The 18,599-nt window shown below is 68.1% G+C and carries 24 protein-coding genes; 9 read left to right on the top strand and 15 right to left on the bottom strand.

Features of this window, described 5'->3' with window-relative positions; all coding sequences use genetic code 11:
- Positions 1 to 253 precede the first annotated feature (253 nt).
- Positions 254 to 955 (bottom strand): GntR family transcriptional regulator, encoded by a 702-nt coding sequence (locus EV650_RS28920; RefSeq protein ID WP_134122119.1) that lies wholly within the window; start codon positions 953 to 955, stop codon positions 254 to 256.
- A gap of 322 nt (positions 956 to 1,277) precedes the next feature.
- On the bottom strand, positions 1,278 to 1,454 hold the full coding sequence (locus tag EV650_RS40485) for a DUF5302 domain-containing protein (protein WP_166678306.1): 177 nt from the start codon (positions 1,452 to 1,454) through the stop codon (positions 1,278 to 1,280).
- Positions 1,455 to 1,612: 158 nt separating this feature from the next.
- Between EV650_RS40485 and EV650_RS28915 the strand changes: the two genes are divergently transcribed.
- Genes EV650_RS28915 through EV650_RS28905 form a run of 3 tightly spaced genes read left to right on the top strand, consistent with a single transcriptional unit; the run spans position 1,613 to position 3,879 of the window.
- Positions 1,613 to 2,263 carry a LysE family translocator gene (locus tag EV650_RS28915; protein ID WP_202874968.1) on the top strand — a complete coding sequence of 217 codons (651 nt, stop codon included), beginning with the start codon at positions 1,613 to 1,615 and terminating at the stop codon, positions 2,261 to 2,263.
- A 34-nt stretch (positions 2,264 to 2,297) separates the two neighbouring features.
- Positions 2,298 to 2,963 (top strand): hypothetical protein, encoded by a 666-nt coding sequence (locus EV650_RS28910; RefSeq protein ID WP_134122118.1) that lies wholly within the window; start codon positions 2,298 to 2,300, stop codon positions 2,961 to 2,963.
- Positions 2,964 to 2,991: 28 nt separating this feature from the next.
- Positions 2,992 to 3,879 carry an aminoglycoside phosphotransferase family protein gene (locus EV650_RS28905; RefSeq protein ID WP_238174593.1) on the top strand — a complete coding sequence of 296 codons (888 nt, stop codon included), beginning with the start codon at positions 2,992 to 2,994 and terminating at the stop codon, positions 3,877 to 3,879.
- Here the strand turns inward: EV650_RS28905 and EV650_RS28900 are convergent.
- From EV650_RS28900 to EV650_RS28885, 4 genes are all read right to left on the bottom strand, one after another.
- On the bottom strand, positions 3,866 to 4,588 hold the full coding sequence (locus EV650_RS28900; RefSeq protein ID WP_134122116.1) for a class I SAM-dependent methyltransferase: 723 nt from the start codon (positions 4,586 to 4,588) through the stop codon (positions 3,866 to 3,868). The two genes, EV650_RS28905 and EV650_RS28900, sit on opposite strands and share 14 nt — an antisense overlap.
- 140 nt (positions 4,589 to 4,728) lie before the next feature.
- Positions 4,729 to 5,547, bottom strand: a complete 819-nt coding sequence (locus EV650_RS28895; RefSeq protein WP_134122115.1) for an ABC-2 family transporter protein — start codon at positions 5,545 to 5,547, stop codon at positions 4,729 to 4,731.
- Positions 5,505 to 6,260, bottom strand: coding sequence for an ABC-2 family transporter protein (locus tag EV650_RS28890; protein WP_134122114.1), 756 nt, complete (start codon positions 6,258 to 6,260; stop codon positions 5,505 to 5,507). The genes EV650_RS28895 and EV650_RS28890 overlap by 43 nt, the downstream gene beginning before the upstream one ends.
- Positions 6,257 to 7,225: an ABC transporter ATP-binding protein gene (locus tag EV650_RS28885; protein WP_134122113.1), complete on the bottom strand. Its 969-nt coding sequence runs from the start codon at positions 7,223 to 7,225 to the stop codon at positions 6,257 to 6,259. The genes EV650_RS28890 and EV650_RS28885 overlap by 4 nt, the downstream gene beginning before the upstream one ends.
- A gap of 62 nt (positions 7,226 to 7,287) precedes the next feature.
- Here EV650_RS28885 and EV650_RS28880 point away from each other — a divergent pair, with 62 nt between their 5' ends.
- Positions 7,288 to 8,214 (top strand): helix-turn-helix transcriptional regulator, encoded by a 927-nt coding sequence (locus tag EV650_RS28880; protein ID WP_134122112.1) that lies wholly within the window; start codon positions 7,288 to 7,290, stop codon positions 8,212 to 8,214.
- Between the two features lie 104 nt (positions 8,215 to 8,318).
- Here the strand turns inward: EV650_RS28880 and EV650_RS28875 are convergent, their stop codons facing one another.
- Complete coding sequence (locus tag EV650_RS28875; protein WP_134122111.1) at positions 8,319 to 8,576, bottom strand: hypothetical protein; 258 nt, start codon at positions 8,574 to 8,576, stop codon at positions 8,319 to 8,321.
- A gap of 11 nt (positions 8,577 to 8,587) precedes the next feature.
- Positions 8,588 to 8,725, bottom strand: a complete 138-nt coding sequence (locus tag EV650_RS41175; RefSeq protein WP_238174509.1) for a hypothetical protein — start codon at positions 8,723 to 8,725, stop codon at positions 8,588 to 8,590.
- A 10-nt stretch (positions 8,726 to 8,735) separates the two neighbouring features.
- Here EV650_RS41175 and EV650_RS28870 point away from each other — a divergent pair, with 10 nt between their 5' ends.
- Together EV650_RS28870 and EV650_RS28865 are read left to right on the top strand one after the other, a co-directional pair.
- A complete protein-coding gene (locus EV650_RS28870) occupies positions 8,736 to 9,233 on the top strand; it encodes a BBE domain-containing protein (RefSeq protein WP_238174508.1) in 498 nt (165 codons plus the stop codon).
- The gene (locus EV650_RS28865; protein ID WP_134122109.1) at positions 9,230 to 10,030 is read left to right on the top strand and encodes an SDR family NAD(P)-dependent oxidoreductase; all 801 of its coding nucleotides are present in this window, start codon (positions 9,230 to 9,232) and stop codon (positions 10,028 to 10,030) included. The genes EV650_RS28870 and EV650_RS28865 overlap by 4 nt, the downstream gene beginning before the upstream one ends.
- Here EV650_RS28865 and EV650_RS28860 read toward each other — a convergent pair.
- Entirely contained in the window at positions 10,023 to 10,853 is an 831-nt protein-coding gene (locus tag EV650_RS28860) for an EamA family transporter (RefSeq protein ID WP_202874966.1), read from the bottom strand. The two genes, EV650_RS28865 and EV650_RS28860, sit on opposite strands and share 8 nt — an antisense overlap.
- Before the next feature lie 74 nt (positions 10,854 to 10,927).
- Here EV650_RS28860 and EV650_RS28855 point away from each other — a divergent pair, with 74 nt between their 5' ends.
- Positions 10,928 to 11,362 carry a hypothetical protein gene (locus tag EV650_RS28855; protein ID WP_134122107.1) on the top strand — a complete coding sequence of 145 codons (435 nt, stop codon included), beginning with the start codon at positions 10,928 to 10,930 and terminating at the stop codon, positions 11,360 to 11,362.
- Here EV650_RS28855 and EV650_RS28850 read toward each other — a convergent pair.
- Both EV650_RS28850 and EV650_RS28845 read right to left on the bottom strand, forming a co-directional pair.
- Positions 11,347 to 11,814: a GNAT family N-acetyltransferase gene (locus EV650_RS28850; RefSeq protein ID WP_134122106.1), complete on the bottom strand. Its 468-nt coding sequence runs from the start codon at positions 11,812 to 11,814 to the stop codon at positions 11,347 to 11,349. The two genes, EV650_RS28855 and EV650_RS28850, sit on opposite strands and share 16 nt — an antisense overlap.
- Entirely contained in the window at positions 11,804 to 13,198 is a 1,395-nt protein-coding gene (locus EV650_RS28845; protein ID WP_238174507.1) for an MFS transporter, read from the bottom strand. Before EV650_RS28845 ends, EV650_RS28850 begins: the two co-directional genes overlap by 11 nt.
- 111 nt (positions 13,199 to 13,309) lie before the next feature.
- Here EV650_RS28845 and EV650_RS28840 point away from each other — a divergent pair, with 111 nt between their 5' ends.
- Positions 13,310 to 13,879, top strand: coding sequence for a TetR/AcrR family transcriptional regulator (locus tag EV650_RS28840; protein WP_134122104.1), 570 nt, complete (start codon positions 13,310 to 13,312; stop codon positions 13,877 to 13,879).
- On the opposite strand, the gene EV650_RS28835 is transcribed toward EV650_RS28840, so the two are convergent.
- On the bottom strand, positions 13,880 to 14,242 hold the full coding sequence (locus EV650_RS28835) for a cupin domain-containing protein (RefSeq protein ID WP_134122103.1): 363 nt from the start codon (positions 14,240 to 14,242) through the stop codon (positions 13,880 to 13,882).
- A 50-nt stretch (positions 14,243 to 14,292) separates the two neighbouring features.
- Entirely contained in the window at positions 14,293 to 15,465 is a 1,173-nt protein-coding gene (locus EV650_RS28830) for an MFS transporter (RefSeq protein ID WP_134122102.1), read from the bottom strand.
- Between the two features lie 32 nt (positions 15,466 to 15,497).
- Between EV650_RS28830 and EV650_RS28825 the strand changes: the two genes are divergently transcribed.
- Complete coding sequence (locus EV650_RS28825; RefSeq protein WP_134122101.1) at positions 15,498 to 16,022, top strand: gamma carbonic anhydrase family protein; 525 nt, start codon at positions 15,498 to 15,500, stop codon at positions 16,020 to 16,022.
- A gap of 222 nt (positions 16,023 to 16,244) precedes the next feature.
- Here the strand turns inward: EV650_RS28825 and EV650_RS28820 are convergent, their stop codons facing one another.
- Positions 16,245 to 16,910, bottom strand: a complete 666-nt coding sequence (locus tag EV650_RS28820; protein ID WP_134122100.1) for a response regulator — start codon at positions 16,908 to 16,910, stop codon at positions 16,245 to 16,247.
- Entirely contained in the window at positions 16,907 to 18,553 is a 1,647-nt protein-coding gene (locus tag EV650_RS28815; RefSeq protein ID WP_134122099.1) for a sensor histidine kinase, read from the bottom strand. The genes EV650_RS28820 and EV650_RS28815 overlap by 4 nt, the downstream gene beginning before the upstream one ends.
- Between the last annotated feature and the right edge of the window lie 46 nt (positions 18,554 to 18,599).

Below are 18,599 nucleotides of genomic sequence, written 5' to 3'. Positions count from 1 at the left end.
GGCGCGAAGGCCGGCTGAGGCTAGACGCGGAGGGTCGCGCGGAGAGCGTCCGGGGACGGCGGAGAGTCACGGAGGCCGTCTGGGGCGAGGGACGGAGGGCGCCGCACCCCCAGGCCATCACAACGCCGCCCGCCGGGCGCTCCCCCGCGGCGATCGCGCCGTCGGCGCCGATTGTGATGGGCTGGCCGTCCGCAACCACTGGCGAGGGGCGTGCGGCGCTAGGCGCAGCGGGTGAGGCGGAGTGCGGGAGGAGTTACGGGCGGAGGGTGGCTCGGAAGCCTACTCGGTCGCCGCGGTAGAGGGAGCGGACGGCTTCGATGGGGCGGGCTTCGGTGTCGCGGCTGGTGCGGTGGAGGAGGAGCATCGGGAGGGACTGGGTGGCCTTCAGGAGTTCGGCTTCGCGGGGGGTCGCGATCACGGTCTCGACCAGTTCCTCACCCTCGCCGAACCGTACGCCGAGCTTGTCCGTCAGGCAGCGGTACAGCGAGCCGGTCGGGTCCAGCACTTCGCGCAACGTCGGGAAGCGGACCACGGCGAGGTACGTCGTCTCGAGGCCGATCGGCTGCCCGTCCGCGGACAACACCCGCTCCAGCCGGTGGACCGGATCACCCGCGGAGATGCCGAGCTGCTCGGCCAGTTCGGCATCGGCGGCGATCTCGTCGAACGCCACCACCTCACGTCCCGGCGTGTGCCCCTGCGCCCGAAGCGCCTCGGTGTAACTCACCAGCGCCAACGGCTGCACCAGCTTCGGCGTCGCGACGAACGTGCCCTGACCTTGCCGTGCCCGCAGCCGACCGTCGGCGATCAGCTCCCGGATCGCCTGCCGCATCGTCCACCGCGAGACCCCGAACTCCTTGGCCAGCACTCGCTCCGGCGGCAGCGCCGAGCCCTCCCCCAGCCGCTCGACCACTTCCACCAGCCGGGTCTTGACCACGAAATGCAGCGGCACACTCACCCGCCCGACTCTAGTCGAGCCCAGGCTCCACCCCCGAGATCCATCCACCGAGAGTCCGCCCCCGAAGATCCAGCGTCGACGTACCGGCGCTCGCGATCCGACCCCGGAGGTCCGGCGCTGGAGTCCGGGACGAACGGCCGCACCGCCGGGCTCCCCCGGAACGATCCGGCGCTGGAGATCCGGCCCTCGAACAACCGGCCCTGGAGATCCGGCGTCGACGTACCGGCGCTGACGATCCCGCCCTGACAATCCTGCGGTAACAAAAGGTCGAGCCCCGGGCGGGGACCCGGGGCTCATGCGGATGGATGGACAGTTGGCTGACTCAGCTGCCGGACTTGCGCCGGAACTGGCGCTTCTGCTTGTCGTTGTGCGCTTCGCCGACCCCTTGCCCGCGCGCCCCGTTGCCAGGGTGCGAGTGGTTCCCGGCGTTCTTCTTCTCGAGCGCTTCCCGGAACTTCTTCTGCAGATCGTCCGCCGGCTCGCTGGACTTGTCGCTCATACCGTCTCCTTCACAAACCGTCAGGCGTACACCCCCACGCTAACCGAGGGTGAACGCGAACCGCGAATGGAATAGCCGCGAGACCGCCCCTTGGAAACCTCCAGCCGCGGCCCGGCTCGCGCTGTTAGGTTCGCCGTACGCCGAGGAAGGGACACGGGATGCTGGTCAGCAACGAGGCGCTGCTCGGGATCGCCCTGGTCGAGCTCGGCCTGGTGATCGTACCGGGGCCGAACATGATCTATCTGGTCTCCCGCTCGATCGCCCAGGGTCGTCGCGCCGGCCTGATCTCGCTGGCCGGGGTCGGGATCGGGTTCCTGGTGTACTTGCTCGCGGCAAGCGCCGGCCTCGCGACCCTGTTCGCGCTCGTGCCCCAGATCTACCTGACGCTGAAGCTCGCGGGCGCGGCGTACCTGCTCTGGCTCGCCTGGAACGCACTCCGCCCCGGCGGCACCTCGGTATTCGCCACGCAGGAGCTAGAGCCCGACCGGCCTCGCAAGCTGTTCGGCATGGGTTTGCTCACCTGCCTGCTCAACCCGAAGATCGCGATCCTCTACATCTCGTTGCTCCCCCAGTTCCTCGACCCGTCCCGCGGGCACCTCGGCGTGCAAAGCCTGGTCCTCGGCCTCACCCAGCTCACGGTCGGCGTCGTCATGAACGCGGTCTTCGTGATCACCGCCGGCTCGGTCGCCGTGTTCCTCTCCCGCCGCCCGAGCTGGATGCGCATCCACCGCTACCTCACCGGCACCGCTCTCGCCGTCTTCGCGATCCGGCTGGCGACCGATCGCGCCCGCCCACTCGCGACCCACTGAGATCTGTCCGACCCGGTCACTAACGTGTCCCGGGATGAACGATTCCGTCGACCGGCTGGTCGCAGCCTGGGAGCCGCTCGCCAGCTTCCTGGGCGACCGCGGCCTGCCCGCGATCACCCGCGAGCACCTGCTCGACACCTTTGACTGGGACCGCGCGGAAAAGGCGACTCAGGCGCTCACCGACCACTTCGCGACCGCCCGCTTCGCCGACGAGGTGGAGTACGGCGCACTCCTCGTACCGGACCCGGCCAAGCTGGACACGCGCCGCCCGCTGCCGTCAGAAGTAAGACCCACACCGTCGCCCGACGTATTCGACGAGCGCCTGCCCGATGGGGTCCCATTGCCCGGCGGACGGCCGTGGCACCTAGTAGTGAGTGTGATCGGGTCATACGGACCATCGCTCGGCAGCTACAACGACGTGATCGGCTCGGACGACTTCGTCGTACTGGGTCAGGACACCCGGCGGTGGATGACTCGTCAGGTCTGGGGCGCGCGCGTACTGCAGTGTGGTGCGACGCCGCCGGACTGCGAGGACAACGAGCGGTGGACGTTCACGCTGTTCCCCGGTGAGGAGTTGGTCGACGGGCAGGCCGAGTCCGGGACCGTACTGAAGGGCAAGGTCCGGTTCCGGCTGGGCAAGCCGGATCGCGGCATCGGGTCGGCCCGAGTGGCGCCGGTAATTGACGTGCAGGCGGGTTAGGCCGCCCGGGATACTTCGTCGGGTGGTGATGCATGCGGGACAACTGGACGTGACGGTCGAGCTGGTCGAGGGTCTGGTACGGACGCAGTTCCCGGACTGGAGCGGGCTCGCGGTGCGGGCGGCCCCTTCGCACGGGACGGTCAACGCCCTGTTCCGGATCGGCGAGGACCTCGTTGCCCGCTTCCCGATCATGCCGGGTGATGCGGTCGCGATTCGTCAGGAACTCGACGACGAGGCCGATGCGGCACGGCGGTTGCGGCGCATCTCGCCGTACCCGACGCCGGAACCGATCGCGATCGGCGCGCCGGGCGAGACCTATCCGCTGCCTTGGAGTGTTTACAGCTGGGTCGACGGGACGATCGCGTACGACGCAGACGTGGCCGGATCGACTGCTTTCGCCGAGGACCTGGCCCGGTTTGTGCTGGCGCTGCGGGCGGACCCGACCAATGGGCGGGTGTTCACGGGGTCGTGGCGCGGTGGGGTGCTGACGTCGCAGGACGAGTACGTCGCGGACGGGCTGGAGCGCAGTCGCGGGATGATCGACGTTGACGGTCTCGCCCGGTTGTGGGCGGATCTGCGGACGACGCCCCGCACCGAGCCGGACGTCTGGACACATCGCGACCTGATGCCCGGCAACCTGCTCGCCAACGACGGCCGCCTGGCCGGCGTCATCGATGTCGGCACCTTCACCGTCTCCGACCCCGCGATGGATCTCCAGCCCGCGTGGAACCTGCTCGATCCCACCGCACGCGCTGTCTTCCGCACTGCGCTAGGCAGCGACGACGCCGAGTGGCGCCGCGGCATGGGCTGGTCGTTCGCACAGGCCATCGGCTGCCTCTGGTACTACGTCGAGACCAACCCGGTCATGTCCCGCACCGCCCACCACACGCTGACTGCCCTGCTCAAAGCCTCCTAGCAACGAAGACGAACTCCTTCCCCGGCCGATCCGGAGCCCCACGTACTTCGTCAACCGCAAACCCGGCCGCCACCAGCGACTCCTCGATCTCGTCCCGCTCCCGGAACCACAGCGTCGAGTCGGACGTGAGTACGGCGCCATCGGACGAGAACACGTACGTGCCCCGGAACGACACGAACGGCAACTCCACGCTGAGCAGATCGGTCCAACTCTCGACCGTCCCACCGGGGATCTCCTGCACCTGATGCGTGTTCTCCCGCGTCCACTCCTCCCACGCCCGCTGCGAAGGATCCCGCGTCTCGAACACGAACCGCCCGTCAGGCTTCACGGCCGCATGTACGCCGTCGAGTGTCGCCGACCACTCATCGTCGGTCAGGAACACCTGCGCCACGTTCCCCGTCATCACCGCCAGGTCCACCCGCAACGGCGGCAACGTCGTCGCATCCCCATGGATCCATCGCACCCGGTCCGCAAACTCCTTGCCCCGAGCAACCTCCAATGAAGCCTCCGCCGGATCCACCCCGACCACGTCCACGCCGTCCCGGGCCAGCAGACAAGCCAACTCGCCCGTCCCGCACCCCACATCCAGCACCCGGCGCGCCCCGAACTCACTCACCATCGCCGCGTAGTGCTCCAGATCCCCCCGCCCCGCATCCAGCAAGTCATAAACCGCCACCAACCGAGGCTCACCGAACTTGGCATCAACCATGCCCGGGAGACTAACCCGGCAGGCGGCTGGTTTCCTGTGCATTAAGAACAGGACGTAGACATGTACGCATATGCCATCCCCCGCCTGACGCTGGGCTGGAACGGGGCCAAAAGCGGACTACCTCCTGTCCTTAGCGCACATCAAGACGTCGCACCGGTATAGCGCCGCAACCCGGCCCGCCACGCCGCCCCCGCCAACACAGCCGCCCCGACGGCCGCAAGCACCCCGCCGACCAACACCCCAACCTGCGGCCCACGCAACAGTGCCGCCGACGGGACCGACGCGATCAGCGCCATCGGGAACACGTAGGTGAGCACCACCCGAATCGGCCGCGCGAACACATCCGTCGGATATCGGCCCAACTGCCAAGCAGAGTGGAAGAACACGTCCAACTGCAGCTTCGGCGCCCAGAACGCCAGACATGCAAGCAGCACGCTCAACGCCCACGTCACCACCAGCCCCGCCACGACAAGCACCAACCAACTGACCACCCCGGCTGCGGTCAGCGACTGACCAGCGATCCCCCAGCCCAGCACGCCGATGCCCAGCACGAACTGGATCAGTGCGAGCGGCGACGACAACGACAGGCTGGCGAGGAACAAACTCGATGCCGGCTGCAACAAATACCCGTCGAGCTTCCCGTTCCGGATCCCGGTCTCGGGGAACCACGACAGGTTCGGATCGATGAACGTCCCGCGCAGCCCGGTGATCAACTGATACGTCCCGATCAGCACCAGGAACTCCGCCTTCGACCACCCCGCCAGACTGTCCGCCCGCGTGAACACGATCAGCACCGCGGCCACCGCCGTACCAAGGCCGGTGAAGGCGAGCAGTACGTCGAACACCAGGTTGATCCGGAACGCCACACTCCGCCGCAGCGCCATCGAGAACCCCACCCCCACCAGCCGCAGCAGCTTCACGATCCCACCGCCGTATACCGCCGTACGCCGATCCGCCATACGACCGTGACCACTGCCACCAGCACCACCACCCAAATCAGTTGATAACCAAGCCCGCCGCCCGACCGCCTGCCGGCGGCGATCTCGGCCGGGAGACCGTTCATCCCGTAGAACGGCAGCACCTCAGCGACCCGGCGCCAGGTGTCGGGCAGCAGCCCGATGGGCGCCGCCGTACCGCCGAACAGGAAGATCAGCTGGCTCCCAAAGCCCACCACCGCGTGCACTCGATCGGTCCAGAACGCGGTCAGCGCCAGCAAGAACGTCCACAAGAAAACGAGTACGGCGGCCACCACGATGTATGGCGTACTCCGCAGCACCGCCGACCAATCGAACCCGGCCCGCAACGCGAACCCGGTCAGCACCACAACCGGCGCACCGAGCAACGTCAACCAGGCCCGGATCGCGAGGTTCATCCCGATCACACCGATCACCACCGGCTGCGGGCGAAGTAACTCGTGGCTCAGCGTCCCGTCGTAGATCCGCTCGGAGAACGTGTGCTGCTCGAACGACTCGGTCATCAACGTCACCAGGATGACCGCGACGTAGTACCGCGCGATCGACGGATCGTCCGGATAGACCGCGGACCAAACGAACAGTCCGATCAGTGGCGCGACCACAGCCTGCACCACGAGCGTCAGCAGGAACCACCAGGCGCCGGACCACTCCAGCACCTCCTGACGGAGCCGAAACCCCAGCAATACTGCGGTTCTCATCGCAACCCGCCCCGGTATGCCTGGTCGATGACCTTCTCCAACGGCGGCTCCTCGATCGCGAGATCGACGACGTCGAGCGCCTGCAGCAGCCGGCCGGTCGTCCCCGCGACCTCATCCCGCGGCACCCGCAGTACCCACTGCCCGTCAGCCTTCTCCACCACCTCGCCGAACGCGGTCGGATCCCCCTGCGTCGAGATCCGGATCAGCTTGTACGGTGACAATCGCGCGGACAGCTCCGCCAGCGGACCGTCGTACTCGACCCGCCCGCGGTCGATCAGGATGAGCCGCGGACACAACGACGCGACGTCGGCCATGTAATGGCTGGTCAGGAGTACGGTCGCGCCGGTCTGTTCGACGTACTCCGAGACGAACTCGCGGATCTGACTCGCCGCGCTGACGTCGAGCCCGATCGTCGGCTCGTCGAGGAACAGCACCTCGGGCCGGTAGATCAGCGCCATCGCCAGGCCGACCCGCATCCGTTCGCCGAGGCTCAGGGCGCGGAGTTGCCGTTCCAGCAGGGGTTCCAGGTCGAGGAGCGCTTCGAGTTCGGCGAGCGTACGGCGGAAGTCCGGGCGCGGGACGTCGTACAGCAGGCGCTGGTACTCGAGGGAGTCCATCACGGTCAGCTCCTGCGAACCGCCGACCGGTTGGCTGCCGCGGACGAACGCGATCCGCTTGAGGAAGACGGCCCGGCGCTGCCACGGGACGTTGTCGAGAACCTGTACCGCGCCGCCGGTCGGGTGCAGGATCCCGGAGAGGATCTTCATCGTCGTGGTCTTGCCGGCGCCGTTCGGCCCGATGAAGCCGGCGACTTCACCGCGGGCGATCGCGAACGACACCTCGTCGAGGGCCTGGACCGTCTTGTACTCCCGCTTGACGAGCGACCCGAGAGCCGCGCGGAGGCCGCCTTTGCGAACCGGAGCCTTGTAGGACATCGAGAGGTTTTCGACCTCGACTGCAGTCATGTGGGCGACCGTAGGGAGAAAAGACGCCCATCCATGGCTTATTTTCCTGAGATAGTCGAGATATGCGCGCAGAACGGCTCCTCCGGCTCCTGCTGTACCTGCAGACGCGCGGCCAGACGACGGTCGCGCAGCTCGCGCAGGCGCTCGACATCTCGCCGCGCACGATCCAGCGCGACCTCGAGGTCCTGAGCCTGTCCGGCGTCCCGATCTACTCGATCCGCGGCCGCCGCGGTGGCTGGGCGCTCCTCCCCGACTACCGCACCCGGCTGACAGGACTCACGCCGTCCGAGGTGATGTCGGTCTTCGTCGGCGCGACCGCCCACGTCCTGGCCGATCTCGGCCTCGACGCCTCCAGCGAACTGGCCGTCACCAAACTGATCGCGTCCCTCCCGGAAGCCACCCGCCGAGAGGCCGAGTACGCCCGCCAGCGCCTCCTCATCGACCACGCCGGCTGGGACGACCGCCGCGAAACCCCCCGCTGGCTAGACCTAACCCGCCAAGCCCTCTGGGAAGAACTACGTCTCGCGATCATCTACGCAGACGGCACCGAACCATTCGAGGTCTCCCCCTTGGGCCTGGTCGCCAAGGCCCGCACCTGGTACCTCGTGGCCGCCCGCACCGACGGCCGTCTCCGCACCTACCGCCTCTCCCGCCTCACCTCAGCCGAACTCACCAGCACCCCCTTCACCCGCCCACCCGACTTCGACCTAGCCACCTACTGGGCCCAATCCCAACGAGAGTTCCAAGCCTCCCGCCCCTCCTACCCCATCACCCTAAAAGTCCGAGACCACGCCATCCGCCGCTTCCGCCCCACCACCCCGATGCTCCCGGCCTCCGACGGCTGGTGGATCCTCCACACCGACCTAGAAAACCCCCACGAAGCCCAAGCCGCCGTCCTAGCCCAAGCCGGCGCCGCCCAGGTAATAGCTCCCCCAGAACTCATCACAATGGTCCGCGAAGCCGCCCTCTACATCGCGACCTCCCACTGAGCATCACCTGGCCGCCTGTAACTCCACAACAGCCAAGAATGTCGGCGGTAGCAGCTAGCTCCACGAGGCATGTACCGACGCCGGCTGTGGCAACAACTGCTGGGCTAGGCGCGGTAGGCGTTGTGGATGTCGGTCCAGAGTTCGTTGAGTGGCTCGGTCAGGTCGGTCAGGCGGTCCAGCTCTTCGGACTCGGGCGAGGCACTCAGGCGGCGGTAGGCCTCGGTGTTCAACTCGTCGGCCGCAGCCGCGACCGCACCTGCCAGCCGCGCCATCTCCGCCCTCGGAAGGTCCGCCTGGATCCCGCCCACATAAGCAGCTTCGGCGCGGTCATAGGCGTCCTCGAACTGCTGTAGATCTGCCATGCCCGTAAGTCCTACACGTTCAACCGGAACTCGACCACCGAGCGCTCGAACCCGTTCCTGGGCGGGCCTGAGGCTCCGCTGGAGATCGAGGTCGCCTTCGACGGTGACGACCCGGCGCTCGCCGCCCAGGCGATCGATCCGATCCGCAAGCTCGGCACCGTGCTCGCCGACGGTGTCGCGCTCCGGCCGTACGCCGAGGTTCTGGTGGACGGCGCGGTCCCGCCGCCCGGCATCCAGCTGGTCACCCGAAGTGCCTTTGTCGACAAGGATTCCGTCCCTGAGGTACTGCGGATCCTCGCCGAGACCGGCGCCACGCAGAGTTCGCCGATCATGGCAATCCGCACTGTCGGCGGAGCTGTGGCCGAGGTCGCGGCCGACGCCACGGCGTACGCGTACCGGGATGCGGAGCTGATGTTCGCGACGACCACGATCGGCCCGCCGCCGGTGATCGAGGCGACCCGTCCGGCCTGGCAGAAGCTCTGGGACCGGCTCAATCCACTGGCTACCGGCGCCTACGCGAACTTCCTGTCCGACGCCGACGATGCTGACGTTGCCGAGGTCTACCCGGCGAGCACGTACGAACGACTCGCGGCCGTCAAGCGCGAGTACGACCCGGCCAACCTCTTTGCCGGCAACCACAACGTGAGGCCTGCATGAGCAAGGTCTGGTTCGTCACCGGCTCGTCCCGCGGCCTCGGCCGCAACTTCGTCGAGGCCGCCTTGTCTCGCGGCGACCGGGTCGCCGCGACCGCCCGGAAGAGCCTCACAGAATTGGTCGACACGTACGGCGACGCCGTACTCCCGCTCGAACTCGACGTCACCGATAAAGCCGCCGTCTTCGAGGCCGTCGAACAGGCCCACAGCCACTTCGGCCGGCTTGACGTCATCGTGAACAACGCCGGCTACGGCCTCTCCGGGGCGATCGAGGAGATCAGCGAACAGCAACTGCGCGACCAGCTCGAGACCAATCTCTTCGGTCCGGTGTGGGTGGTCCAGGCCGCGCTTCCGTTCTTGCGCGCGCAAGGGAGCGGACACATCATCCAGATCTCGTCGGTCGCCGGCCTGACCGGATTCCTGCTCGGCGGCGGCTATTGCGCGTCCAAGTGGGCCCTCGAAGGTCTGAGTGAAGCGCTCGCCCAAGAGGTCGCCGGCTTCGGTATCAAGGTCACCGTCGCTGAGCCCGGCGGCTACGCGACCGAGGGCCTGACCGGCGGCGTGTCCGCCGACCCGAACCCGCTGTACGACGAGCAGCGGGCGGCCCTCGCGGCGTACGTGTCGTCCGTCGACTTCGACGATCCGGCCGGTGCCGGGCGGGCGATCCTCGAGCTCGCCGATGCTCCCAACCCACCGCTGCATGTCTTCCTCGGCCAGGGCTACGAGCTGGTGCGGCAGGCGTACGCCGATCGCCTGAAGACCTGGGCCGACTGGCAGGACTTCTCCGTGAGCGCTACGTAGGTTCGCGATGCAGCCCGACCGCGACGACGATGATCGCGACCGCCGCCAGTTCGGCCGGCTGCGGGAACTGCCGCAGTACGACGGCACCGATCACCGTCGCCGTGGCGGGCAGCAACGCCAGCATCACCGCGAACGTGGACCGCCTCACCCGCGCCATCGCCAACTGATCCGCGACGTACGGGATCACCGACGAACACACCCCGACGCCGACGGCCGCAGCGAGCAGTCCGGGGTCCTTGAACGCCGGGACTGCTGCGTCCAGTCCAACAGGTAGCGCGAGCACCGTCGCGACTCCCATCGCCAAAGCGAGCCCGTCGATCCGCCGCAGCCCGTCCGCCCGCGACACCCGATGACCCAGTACGACGTACGCCGCGAACAGCACCGCATTCAGCGCGGTGAACACCAGCCCGATCCAGTCGTGCGACAACCGGATGTCCGTCAGCACGTAGACACCGACCACGGCGAACACCAGCGCCAGCAGGTTCCGCAGCGAATGGACCGCGATCGCGGCCAGCACGATCACCGGCGCGAACTCGGCCGCGGCAACCGTTCCGAGCGGGATCCGATCGATCGCCAGGTAGAAGCAACAGTTCATCACCGCGAGCACCACGCCCCAGCCGATGACCAACCGACGCGTACTCCAGGACAGCAGTCGCCAGGCTCGCCACGGCCGACGCCATACCGAGAAGATCGCCCCAGCCGCGGCGATCCGCAACCAAGCCACGCCAAGCGGCTCGATCCGCGAGAACAGCAGCACGGCGAACGCCGGCCCCAGATAATGGAAGACCGCGCTGACGACGAAGTACGGCGCGCTCCTTCGCATCACCACACCGTAGGAAGCACACCGCCATACGACCATGCCGTTTCGGTAAGTCCGACGGGTTGATACTTTCCGATGTGATACTGCGGCAATGCGTCGAGCGGGTCGCGCAGACGATCGAGGCGTCCGGCGCCGGAGTCGTGGGGCTGCAGGAGGTCGACAAGTACTTCGATGCCCGCAGCAACTGGGTCGACCAGCCGGCCTGGCTGGCGGCGCGACTGAAGATGAACTACGTTTTCGCTGCCAACCTCGACTGGGATCCGCTGGAGCCGGGCAAGCCGCGTCGCCAGTACGTACCGACGTCGACCGAGGTGAAGACGCTGACCGCGCACTGGACGGACACCTGGCCGGAGAAGGGGTTCGGGCTCGGATTCACCAGCGCGGTGCCGCTGCCGACCAAGCGGATCGACTTTCAGCTGCACAGTCCGCAACTGGTGCCGACCGCGGCGTCCGTCCCGGCGAGCCTCGCCTCCGACCACCTTCCGGTCGCGGCCACCTACTCGCTGAGCTGACGCTCGTACGCCTCCGGTGACCAGCTGGCCGCGGTCTTCGTGACCAGCTTGGCGCCGAGGCGTTCGTAGAACCGGTAGCCGGCGGTGTTCTCGAGCCGGAGACCCCACCCGATTGGCAGCCGGTCCGGCAGAGCGAGCCGCGCGAGACCGAGCATCAGCTGACGTCCGACGCGGGCGTCGCGGAACTCCTCCCGGACATAGAGATCGTCGAGCGCGAGCTGATCGCCACCGACCCAGAGGTACGCACGCCGCAACGCGGACACGTACCCAGCGACGTCGCCGTCGACCTCGGCGATCAGCACGATCACCTCGTCACGCGCGAGAAACCCCTCCCAGTCCGCGACACTCGCCGTCACGTACTGCCGCTGATCCTGATGGCCCGCCAGCTCCCCCAGCATGGCCAGCACCGTCTCCGCATCCGCGACCACCGCGCGGCGAATCTCAATGGACATGAACCCCTCCGGTCGAAGGCTTGAACGCTGGTACGACGACCAGCGCGAGGACGGCCGCCACCGCCGCAGTGATTGCGGCGAACGTGAACCCGCGGCCGAACCCAGTCGACACTGTCCCGGTCGACACCGTCCCGGCAAGACTCGCCGCCGCGACACTCGAGACCACGGCGACACCGAGCGACGCGCCGAACTCGTGGAACGTACTCAGGATCCCGGACGCCAGGCCCGCTTCCCGATGGTCGACCTGCGCGAACGTCGTCGTCGACGCCGCCACGAACGCAGCGCCGAGCCCTAGCGTCCCGACAGTCATCCCGATCACGATCACGACAGCACCCTCCCAGATGGCGGGGACAGCGACGCCGAGCGCCGTGACCACGAAGCCGATCATGGCGACCGGCCGCGCGCCGATTCGGCCGACAAGCTGACCGGCCAGATGCGCTCCGGCGATCGCGGCGACCGCGACCGGCAGGAACAACAGTCCGGTGCGAAGTGCGCCGTACTGCTTGAAGTGCTGCAGGTAGAACGAGCCGAGGAAGAACATCGAGATCATCAGCGCGGTCGCTACCAGCAGCATGAAAGTGCCTGCGGCAACGGATCGGCGGGCGAGAATCCGGAGGTCCATCAGCGGTGAACGGACGGTCCGCTGGACCCACGCGAAGGCGCCGTACAGAACGACTGCGCCGGCCAGGGTGCCGAGGGTTGCGGCCGAGAGCCAGCCGCGGTCGCCGGCGTTGATCAGCGCGTAGATCGCCGTACCCGTGCCGGCCGTGACCAGTAGCGCACCCGGTACGTCGAGACGGCCCGACTGCTCGCTCGGTCGATCGGCCGGGAGCATCCGGATCAAGAGGGTGAACACAATCAGGCCGATCGGCAGGTTGATGTAGAAGACCCATTGCCAGCCGGGGCCGGCGGTGAGCAGGCCGCCGAGCAGTACGCCGATCGCCGAGCCGCCACCGCCCATCGCGGACCAGATGCCGAGTGCCTTGTTGCGCTCCTCGCCGTCGAACGTCCTCGTGACAACAGACAACGCGGCCGGCGACAGCATCGCGGCACCGATGCCTTGGGCAACACGACCGCCGAGCAGGACCTCAGGACTCCCGGCGAGACCTGTGATGAGCGAGGCCAGCGTGAACACGATCAGGCCGGTCAGTACGACGCGACGCGAGCCGAACAGGTCGGCGGCGCGACCGCCGAGCAGCATCAGCCCGCCGAACATCAGCGTGTAGGCGCTGACCACCCAGGTCAGTGTCTCGCGCCCGAGCTGGAGGTCGGTCTCGATGTTCGGCAGCGCGATCGCGACCACCGTGACGTCGAGGATCAGCATGAACTGCGCGACGGCGAGCAGGCCCAGCAGCCGCCACCGCCGGGGATCGGGTTCTTCCATCATCAATCCTTAAGTCGAACACAGCTGTACGGGTTATGATCGCTACGGTAACTCGTACACTGGTGTTCGACAAGAGGAACTCGTACAGTGTGTTCGAGATGAGGAGGCTGGATGGCTGTCACCACCAGGCGGGCGGACGCGCAGCGGAACATCGCGGCGATCCTGACCGCGGCGGCCGAATGCCTGAGCCGCGATCCGGCCGCGAGTACGTCGGACATCGCGAAGGCAGCCGGGGTCGGGCGAGTCACGCTCTACGGCCACTTCCCGTCGCGGGCCGAGCTGATCGACGCCGTGTTCGTGCAGGCGATCGCGACCGGCGAGGAGACGCTGGGGCAGGTCGATCTGACCGGCGATCCGCGGGAGGCGTTGGGGAGGTTGGTCGAGTCGAGCTGGCAGCTGGTCGACCAGTACCGTGCGCTGCTGCTCGCGGCTCAGGACTCGCTGCCGCCTGGGCGCGTACGCGAACTGCACGCCGATCCGATGGCGCGCGTCGAGCGGCTGCTCGAACGCGGCCGCGACGAAGGGGTCTTCCGGACCGACCTGCCGACGTCGTGGCTGGTCAGCGTCATGCACAACGTGATGCACGGCGCCGCCAGCGAGATCCACGCCGGCCGCATTACCTCCGACCAGGCTGCGCCGTACATCACCGCGACCTTGCTGGCCGCGTTCAGGTCTGACTGACTACTCGAGCCAGATGGTTTCGAACGTCGGGTTGGCGTGGATGTGCACCGCTTCGTAGCCGCCCGGCCCGGTGCGGAACTTGTGCGGCGTGTCCGCCGGAACGACCAGGATCTGGCCGGCCTTGCCGACGATCTCCTCGGTGTCGACGGTGAACGTCGCCGAACCACGCCGGATGATGAACGTCTCGGCGTACGGATGCTTGTGCAACCGCGGCCCGACACCCTCCTGTGTGGTCGCCTCGAGAATCAACGAGACACCGGCCCCACCCGGCAGCTCGGTGTAGTTCTCGGTCCACTCCTCGCCGTCGTCCCGCCCATCGGCCCGGCTGATCACCGCGGCCCCAGATTTCGCGATCTCCGTCATGCCACACCCTCCTCGCTGTGCTTGTCACCGTAGCCTCGCAACCGGTCCTTTCAAATCCCTTTCGCCGTACGTCGAAGGGCCGCGCGACCGTCTGCGACGCGGCCGGCCACTGGGGCGAGGCCCGCGACAACGCTTGCGATCACGGCGACTCCGGCCAGCGCGATCGACAGCGACCAGACAGACGACACCGCGCCGACAGCCGCCGGACCGACCAGGAATCCGAGGTAGGCGATCGTGGTGACGACCGAGATGGCTCCCGCCCGCCGCTCCGGTCCGGCCCACGCGCCGGCCATCCCGATGATCGTCGGCGCGCAGACCGACGTACCGAGGCCGGCGACGGCGATCCCGGCCAGCGCGACCCATGGGTTGGTCGCGAGGGCCGCGCAGAGTGAGCCGACCGCCGCGATCGCGCCTCCGGCGACTAGGAGACGCACAGGGCGGACCCGCTTGAGCAGGCCGTTGCCGGAGAAGCGGCCGGCGGCAGCTGCGGCGGCGAAGACGGCCGGGGCGCTGGAGGCGAGGCCCGCGGCGGCGTGCAGCGAGGTGTCTAGGTGGACCGCGCCCCAGCTCTGCCAGGCGTTCTCGACCAGATACGCGAGCGCGCAGAGTCCGCCGAAGACGATCAACGTCGGCTCCAACCGCCGCTTCGCCGGCCTGTCGCTTGCCGGACCGTCGCTTTCTGGAGCGATCACCGGGTGTGAGCCGTCCGGCCGTAGGGCGATGACCGCCGCGAGCACGATCACGAACCCGGTCCCGCCGAGCACCGGCAGCGCATCGACGCCGGCGGCTCGGAGTCCCGCCGTACTCAGGCTGGCCACCACGACCGCGACCGAGAACAGTCCGTGGGCAAGGTTCAGCACCGGTCGACCGGCGGCTGCTTCCGCGTGCGAGCCGGTCGCGTTGATCGCCACGTCCGTCGCGCCAGATGTTGCTCCGAGCAACAACAACGCCGCGCTCAGCGTGACGGCCGAGTTGGCGAGGGCGGGCAGTACGCCGCAGATCCCGAACAGGACCGTGACCACAGGCAGCACAGCACCGCCGTACCGATCGATGAGATGACCGGTGAACCGCATGGAGATCAGCGCCCCGACTCCGACCATCAGGAGCGCGACGCCGAGTTCGCCGTCGGTAACTCCGGCGCCGCTCCGGACCGCGGGCAGGATCGCGCCCCACGCACCCCAGAACAGACCGAACGCTGCGAATCCGACGACCGGTTTGAGCATCCGCACAACCTACGCGGCATAAGGTGCGACGTATGCCCTTGTACTCGTTCGAAGGTAAGCGGCCGACCGTCCACCCGGACGCATGGATCGCGCCGACCGCGACGCTGGTCGGCGACGTCGTCGTGGAGGCCGGCGTCTCGATCTGGTACGGCGCGGTGATCCGGGCCGACCTGGGTACGATCACGATCCGCGCCGGCGCGAACATCCAGGACAACACCGTGATCCACGTCGGCCACAACGGCTGCGAGATCGGCCCGAACGCGACAGTCGGCCACCAGTGCCTGGTCCACGACTGCACAATCGGCGAACAAGCCCTGGTCGGCAACGGCGCCATCGTCCTCGACGGCGCGATCGTCGGCAAGCGCTCCCTGGTCGCCGCCGGCTCCACCGTGACCCCAGGCGCAGTCATCCCACCGGAATCGGTCGCAATGGGCAGCCCCGCCAAGAAGATCATCCCGCTAGAAGGCACCGCCAAACTCTTCGTAGACCACAACGCCACCGTCTACCACGCCTTGGCAGAACGCCACGCCACCACCGTCGAACTAGTCGAGGACTAGCGCGCCCCCGAACCAGCCCGGTGTGGGGAGGATCTTGTGCCCAGAACGGCACAAGATCCTCCCCACACTCCGGCAGAACTCCTGCGCGGACCCAGTCGGCGATTCACGACTCCCCGATCCCCGCCCGGCACAGCCGAGCGGCGGTAATCCGCAGGGCCATCTCAGGGGTTGACCCCTCAAACGATCCAGCTCGCCGCGCCCCTGTCCGGGTTGGGTTCGGCTTCAGGTTCTCCAGTGGTAGCGGCGTTCTGGGCGGCCGGTGGTGCCGTAGCGGAGGGCTACTTCGGCTTGGCCCCGGGTGCAGAAGAACTCGAGGTAGCGGCGGGCGCTGACTCGGGAGATGCCTACTTTTTCGGCGCATTCGGCGGCTGACAAGTTCTTCGGGGTGGTACGGAGGGCTGCGGCCACCAGATCGCAGGTTTCCTGGCTGAGGCCCTTGGGCAGGCGGTTGACCTGCGGTCCGGCGGGGGCGAGGACTCGGTCGACGTCGGCTTGGGAGGTGACCTGGTCGGGGACGCTGGCGCGGCGGCGGGCGTACTCCTGCAGACGGGTCCTCAGATCCTCGAAACCGAAGGGTTTCAGCAGGTAGTTGACGACCCCCTGCCGCACAGCACCGCGTACGGCGTCGGCCTCGCGGGCAGCTGTGATGACGAGGATGTCGACCTCCGGCTGTACGGCGCGCATCCGGGCGATCAGGTCCAGGCCGAAGACGTCAGGTAGATAGAGGTCGAGCAGGACCAGATCAGGGCGCAACGAGGACAGCGCGGCTACGGCCTGGTCACCGGAGTTCGCCGTACCGACGACCTCGAAGCCGTCCACCCGGTCGACAAAGCCTCGGTGAATACGGGCGACCATGAAGTCGTCGTCGACGACCAGGACGGTGATCATCGGGCTCCTTCCGGGGTGCGCTGGGCGGACATCCGGGCGACGAACGCGGCGCCGCCGTCGTCGTTGTTGGTGACGGCGACCTCGCCACCGCGTCGGCGGCAGATCAGCCGGGTCATCGCGAGCCCGATCCCGCGTTCGCCCTCGGCCGCGGCCTTGGTGGTGAAACCGTGGGCGAACACCTCCTGCGCCAACTCGGGCGCCACCCCGGGACCGGAGTCGCGGACCACAATCTCCACGCTCGTCGCGTCCTGCCGCAGTTCGACCTCGACCCACGCGGGCGACAGCGGCGTACCGGACTGCGCGGCCGCGTCGACGGCGTTGTCGACCAGGTTGCCGAGGACGGTCGCCACGTCGGCGGACAGCGCAGGGTCGAGCCGGAGCAGCGTCGTACGTTCGGACACCCGGAGCTCGACGCGGCGTTCGGCCGCGAGCGAGGACTTCGCCATTAGCAGGGCAGCGACCGCGGTGTCGTGGACCCGCCGGGTCACGGTCAGGTCGAGCGACTCACGATAGCGGTTGAGCGCGCCGACGTACGTGACAACCTCGTCGTACTCCCCGATCTGGATCAGGCCAGAGATCGTGTGCAGCTGGTTCGCGAACTCGTGCGTCTGGGCCCGGAGTAGTTCGGCAGACGAACGGAACGATCCCAGCTCTCGCTCGAGTTGCGCCAGCTCGGTCCGGTCCCGCAGCGTCGTCACCGAACCGAGTGATCGCCCATCCTTCAGGACTTCCATCCGGTTCATCACCAGCACGCGCCCACGCCGTACGACGACCGCGTCGCGCGCCTCGTCCTCACCGGCGAGTACGTCGCGCAACCGGCCCTCGATCCCCAGCTCGTCGAGACTGCGCCCGACCGCGCTCGAAGGCAGGTCGAGCAGCCGCCGGCCGACGTCGTTCACCAGCGTGACGCGCAGATGGGGGTCCAGGGCAACGACTCCCTCGGCCAGCCCGTACAGCATCGCCTCCCGATGCTCGGCCAGCCCGGCGATCTCGCGCGGCTCGAGCCCGAGCGTCTGCCGCTTGATCCGGCGAGCGAGCAACCATGACCCGAGCAGCCCGAGTACGCACGCGATGCCGAGATAGATCGCCAGGTACGACGATGCTCCGCGCAACCGTTGCCAGATAGAAGGAGCCTGCTCGCCGACCATCACCGTGCCGATGTGGTTGCCGAGGGTCCCGTCCGGCCGACCGGCCGCGTCCGTGCCCTGACTGAGCACGGGGACCTGCGAGACCAGCTCCTGCCCATCTCCGAGCCGCAACTCACCGGACCATCCGCGGCCTTGGGCCACCCAGGGATCACCGAGGGTCAACGAACTGCCGATGGTGGTGGGGTTCGTGGCCGCGACGATCCGGCCGTTCGCGTCGGCGACGGTGATCGAGGTGACGCCGGACTGCGTCAACGTTGTCTGGAGCAACGGTGCGAGGACCTCCGAGGGCGCGGGGTGCCGGATGCCGAACCGCAGCGTCTGGTTCCCGGAGAGTTGCTCGGCCAATGCGGTCACCCGACGGCCCTCGACCCGGTTGAAGGTGGCGGCGGACTGCGCGAGCGAGACCGCGGCGACGGCGACGAGCACGATCACCACGATCGCCAGCTGCAGCACGAGCAGCTGCCCAGCCAGCGTCGGCCGCCTTCTGATCGCCATACCCACCTCCTAACCGGTTCTGCCGCATGATCACCGCTCGAGCGTT

The sequence above is a fragment of the Kribbella kalugense genome (assembly GCF_004365875.1).
Classification (GTDB): Bacteria; Actinomycetota; Actinomycetes; order Propionibacteriales; family Kribbellaceae; genus Kribbella; species Kribbella kalugense.
Note: the sequence above shows the minus strand (reverse complement) of the source record. Positions and strands in the feature narration are given on the sequence as shown.

Excerpts from the sequence above, each read along its gene's own strand:
- EV650_RS40485 (WP_166678306.1), bottom strand. The coding sequence starts at position 1,454 with ATGAGCGACAAGTCCAGCGAGCCGGCGGACGATCTGCAGAAGAAGTTC.
- EV650_RS28915 (WP_202874968.1), top strand. The coding sequence starts at position 1,613 with ATGCTGGTCAGCAACGAGGCGCTGCTCGGGATCGCCCTGGTCGAGCTC.
- EV650_RS28910 (WP_134122118.1), top strand. The coding sequence starts at position 2,298 with ATGAACGATTCCGTCGACCGGCTGGTCGCAGCCTGGGAGCCGCTCGCC.
- EV650_RS28905 (WP_238174593.1), top strand. The coding sequence starts at position 2,992 with ATGCATGCGGGACAACTGGACGTGACGGTCGAGCTGGTCGAGGGTCTG.
- EV650_RS28900 (WP_134122116.1), bottom strand. The coding sequence starts at position 4,588 with ATGGTTGATGCCAAGTTCGGTGAGCCTCGGTTGGTGGCGGTTTATGAC.
- EV650_RS28895 (WP_134122115.1), bottom strand. The coding sequence starts at position 5,547 with ATGGCGGATCGGCGTACGGCGGTATACGGCGGTGGGATCGTGAAGCTG.
- EV650_RS28890 (WP_134122114.1), bottom strand. The coding sequence starts at position 6,260 with ATGAGAACCGCAGTATTGCTGGGGTTTCGGCTCCGTCAGGAGGTGCTG.
- EV650_RS28885 (WP_134122113.1), bottom strand. The coding sequence starts at position 7,225 with ATGACTGCAGTCGAGGTCGAAAACCTCTCGATGTCCTACAAGGCTCCG.
- EV650_RS28880 (WP_134122112.1), top strand. The coding sequence starts at position 7,288 with ATGCGCGCAGAACGGCTCCTCCGGCTCCTGCTGTACCTGCAGACGCGC.
- EV650_RS28875 (WP_134122111.1), bottom strand. The coding sequence starts at position 8,576 with ATGGCAGATCTACAGCAGTTCGAGGACGCCTATGACCGCGCCGAAGCT.
- EV650_RS28865 (WP_134122109.1), top strand. The coding sequence starts at position 9,230 with ATGAGCAAGGTCTGGTTCGTCACCGGCTCGTCCCGCGGCCTCGGCCGC.
- EV650_RS28860 (WP_202874966.1), bottom strand. The coding sequence starts at position 10,853 with ATGCGAAGGAGCGCGCCGTACTTCGTCGTCAGCGCGGTCTTCCATTAT.
- EV650_RS28850 (WP_134122106.1), bottom strand. The coding sequence starts at position 11,814 with ATGTCCATTGAGATTCGCCGCGCGGTGGTCGCGGATGCGGAGACGGTG.
- EV650_RS28845 (WP_238174507.1), bottom strand. The coding sequence starts at position 13,198 with ATGGAAGAACCCGATCCCCGGCGGTGGCGGCTGCTGGGCCTGCTCGCC.
- EV650_RS28840 (WP_134122104.1), top strand. The coding sequence starts at position 13,310 with ATGGCTGTCACCACCAGGCGGGCGGACGCGCAGCGGAACATCGCGGCG.
- EV650_RS28835 (WP_134122103.1), bottom strand. The coding sequence starts at position 14,242 with ATGACGGAGATCGCGAAATCTGGGGCCGCGGTGATCAGCCGGGCCGAT.
- EV650_RS28830 (WP_134122102.1), bottom strand. The coding sequence starts at position 15,465 with ATGCTCAAACCGGTCGTCGGATTCGCAGCGTTCGGTCTGTTCTGGGGT.
- EV650_RS28825 (WP_134122101.1), top strand. The coding sequence starts at position 15,498 with ATGCCCTTGTACTCGTTCGAAGGTAAGCGGCCGACCGTCCACCCGGAC.
- EV650_RS28820 (WP_134122100.1), bottom strand. The coding sequence starts at position 16,910 with ATGATCACCGTCCTGGTCGTCGACGACGACTTCATGGTCGCCCGTATT.
- EV650_RS28815 (WP_134122099.1), bottom strand. The coding sequence starts at position 18,553 with ATGGCGATCAGAAGGCGGCCGACGCTGGCTGGGCAGCTGCTCGTGCTG.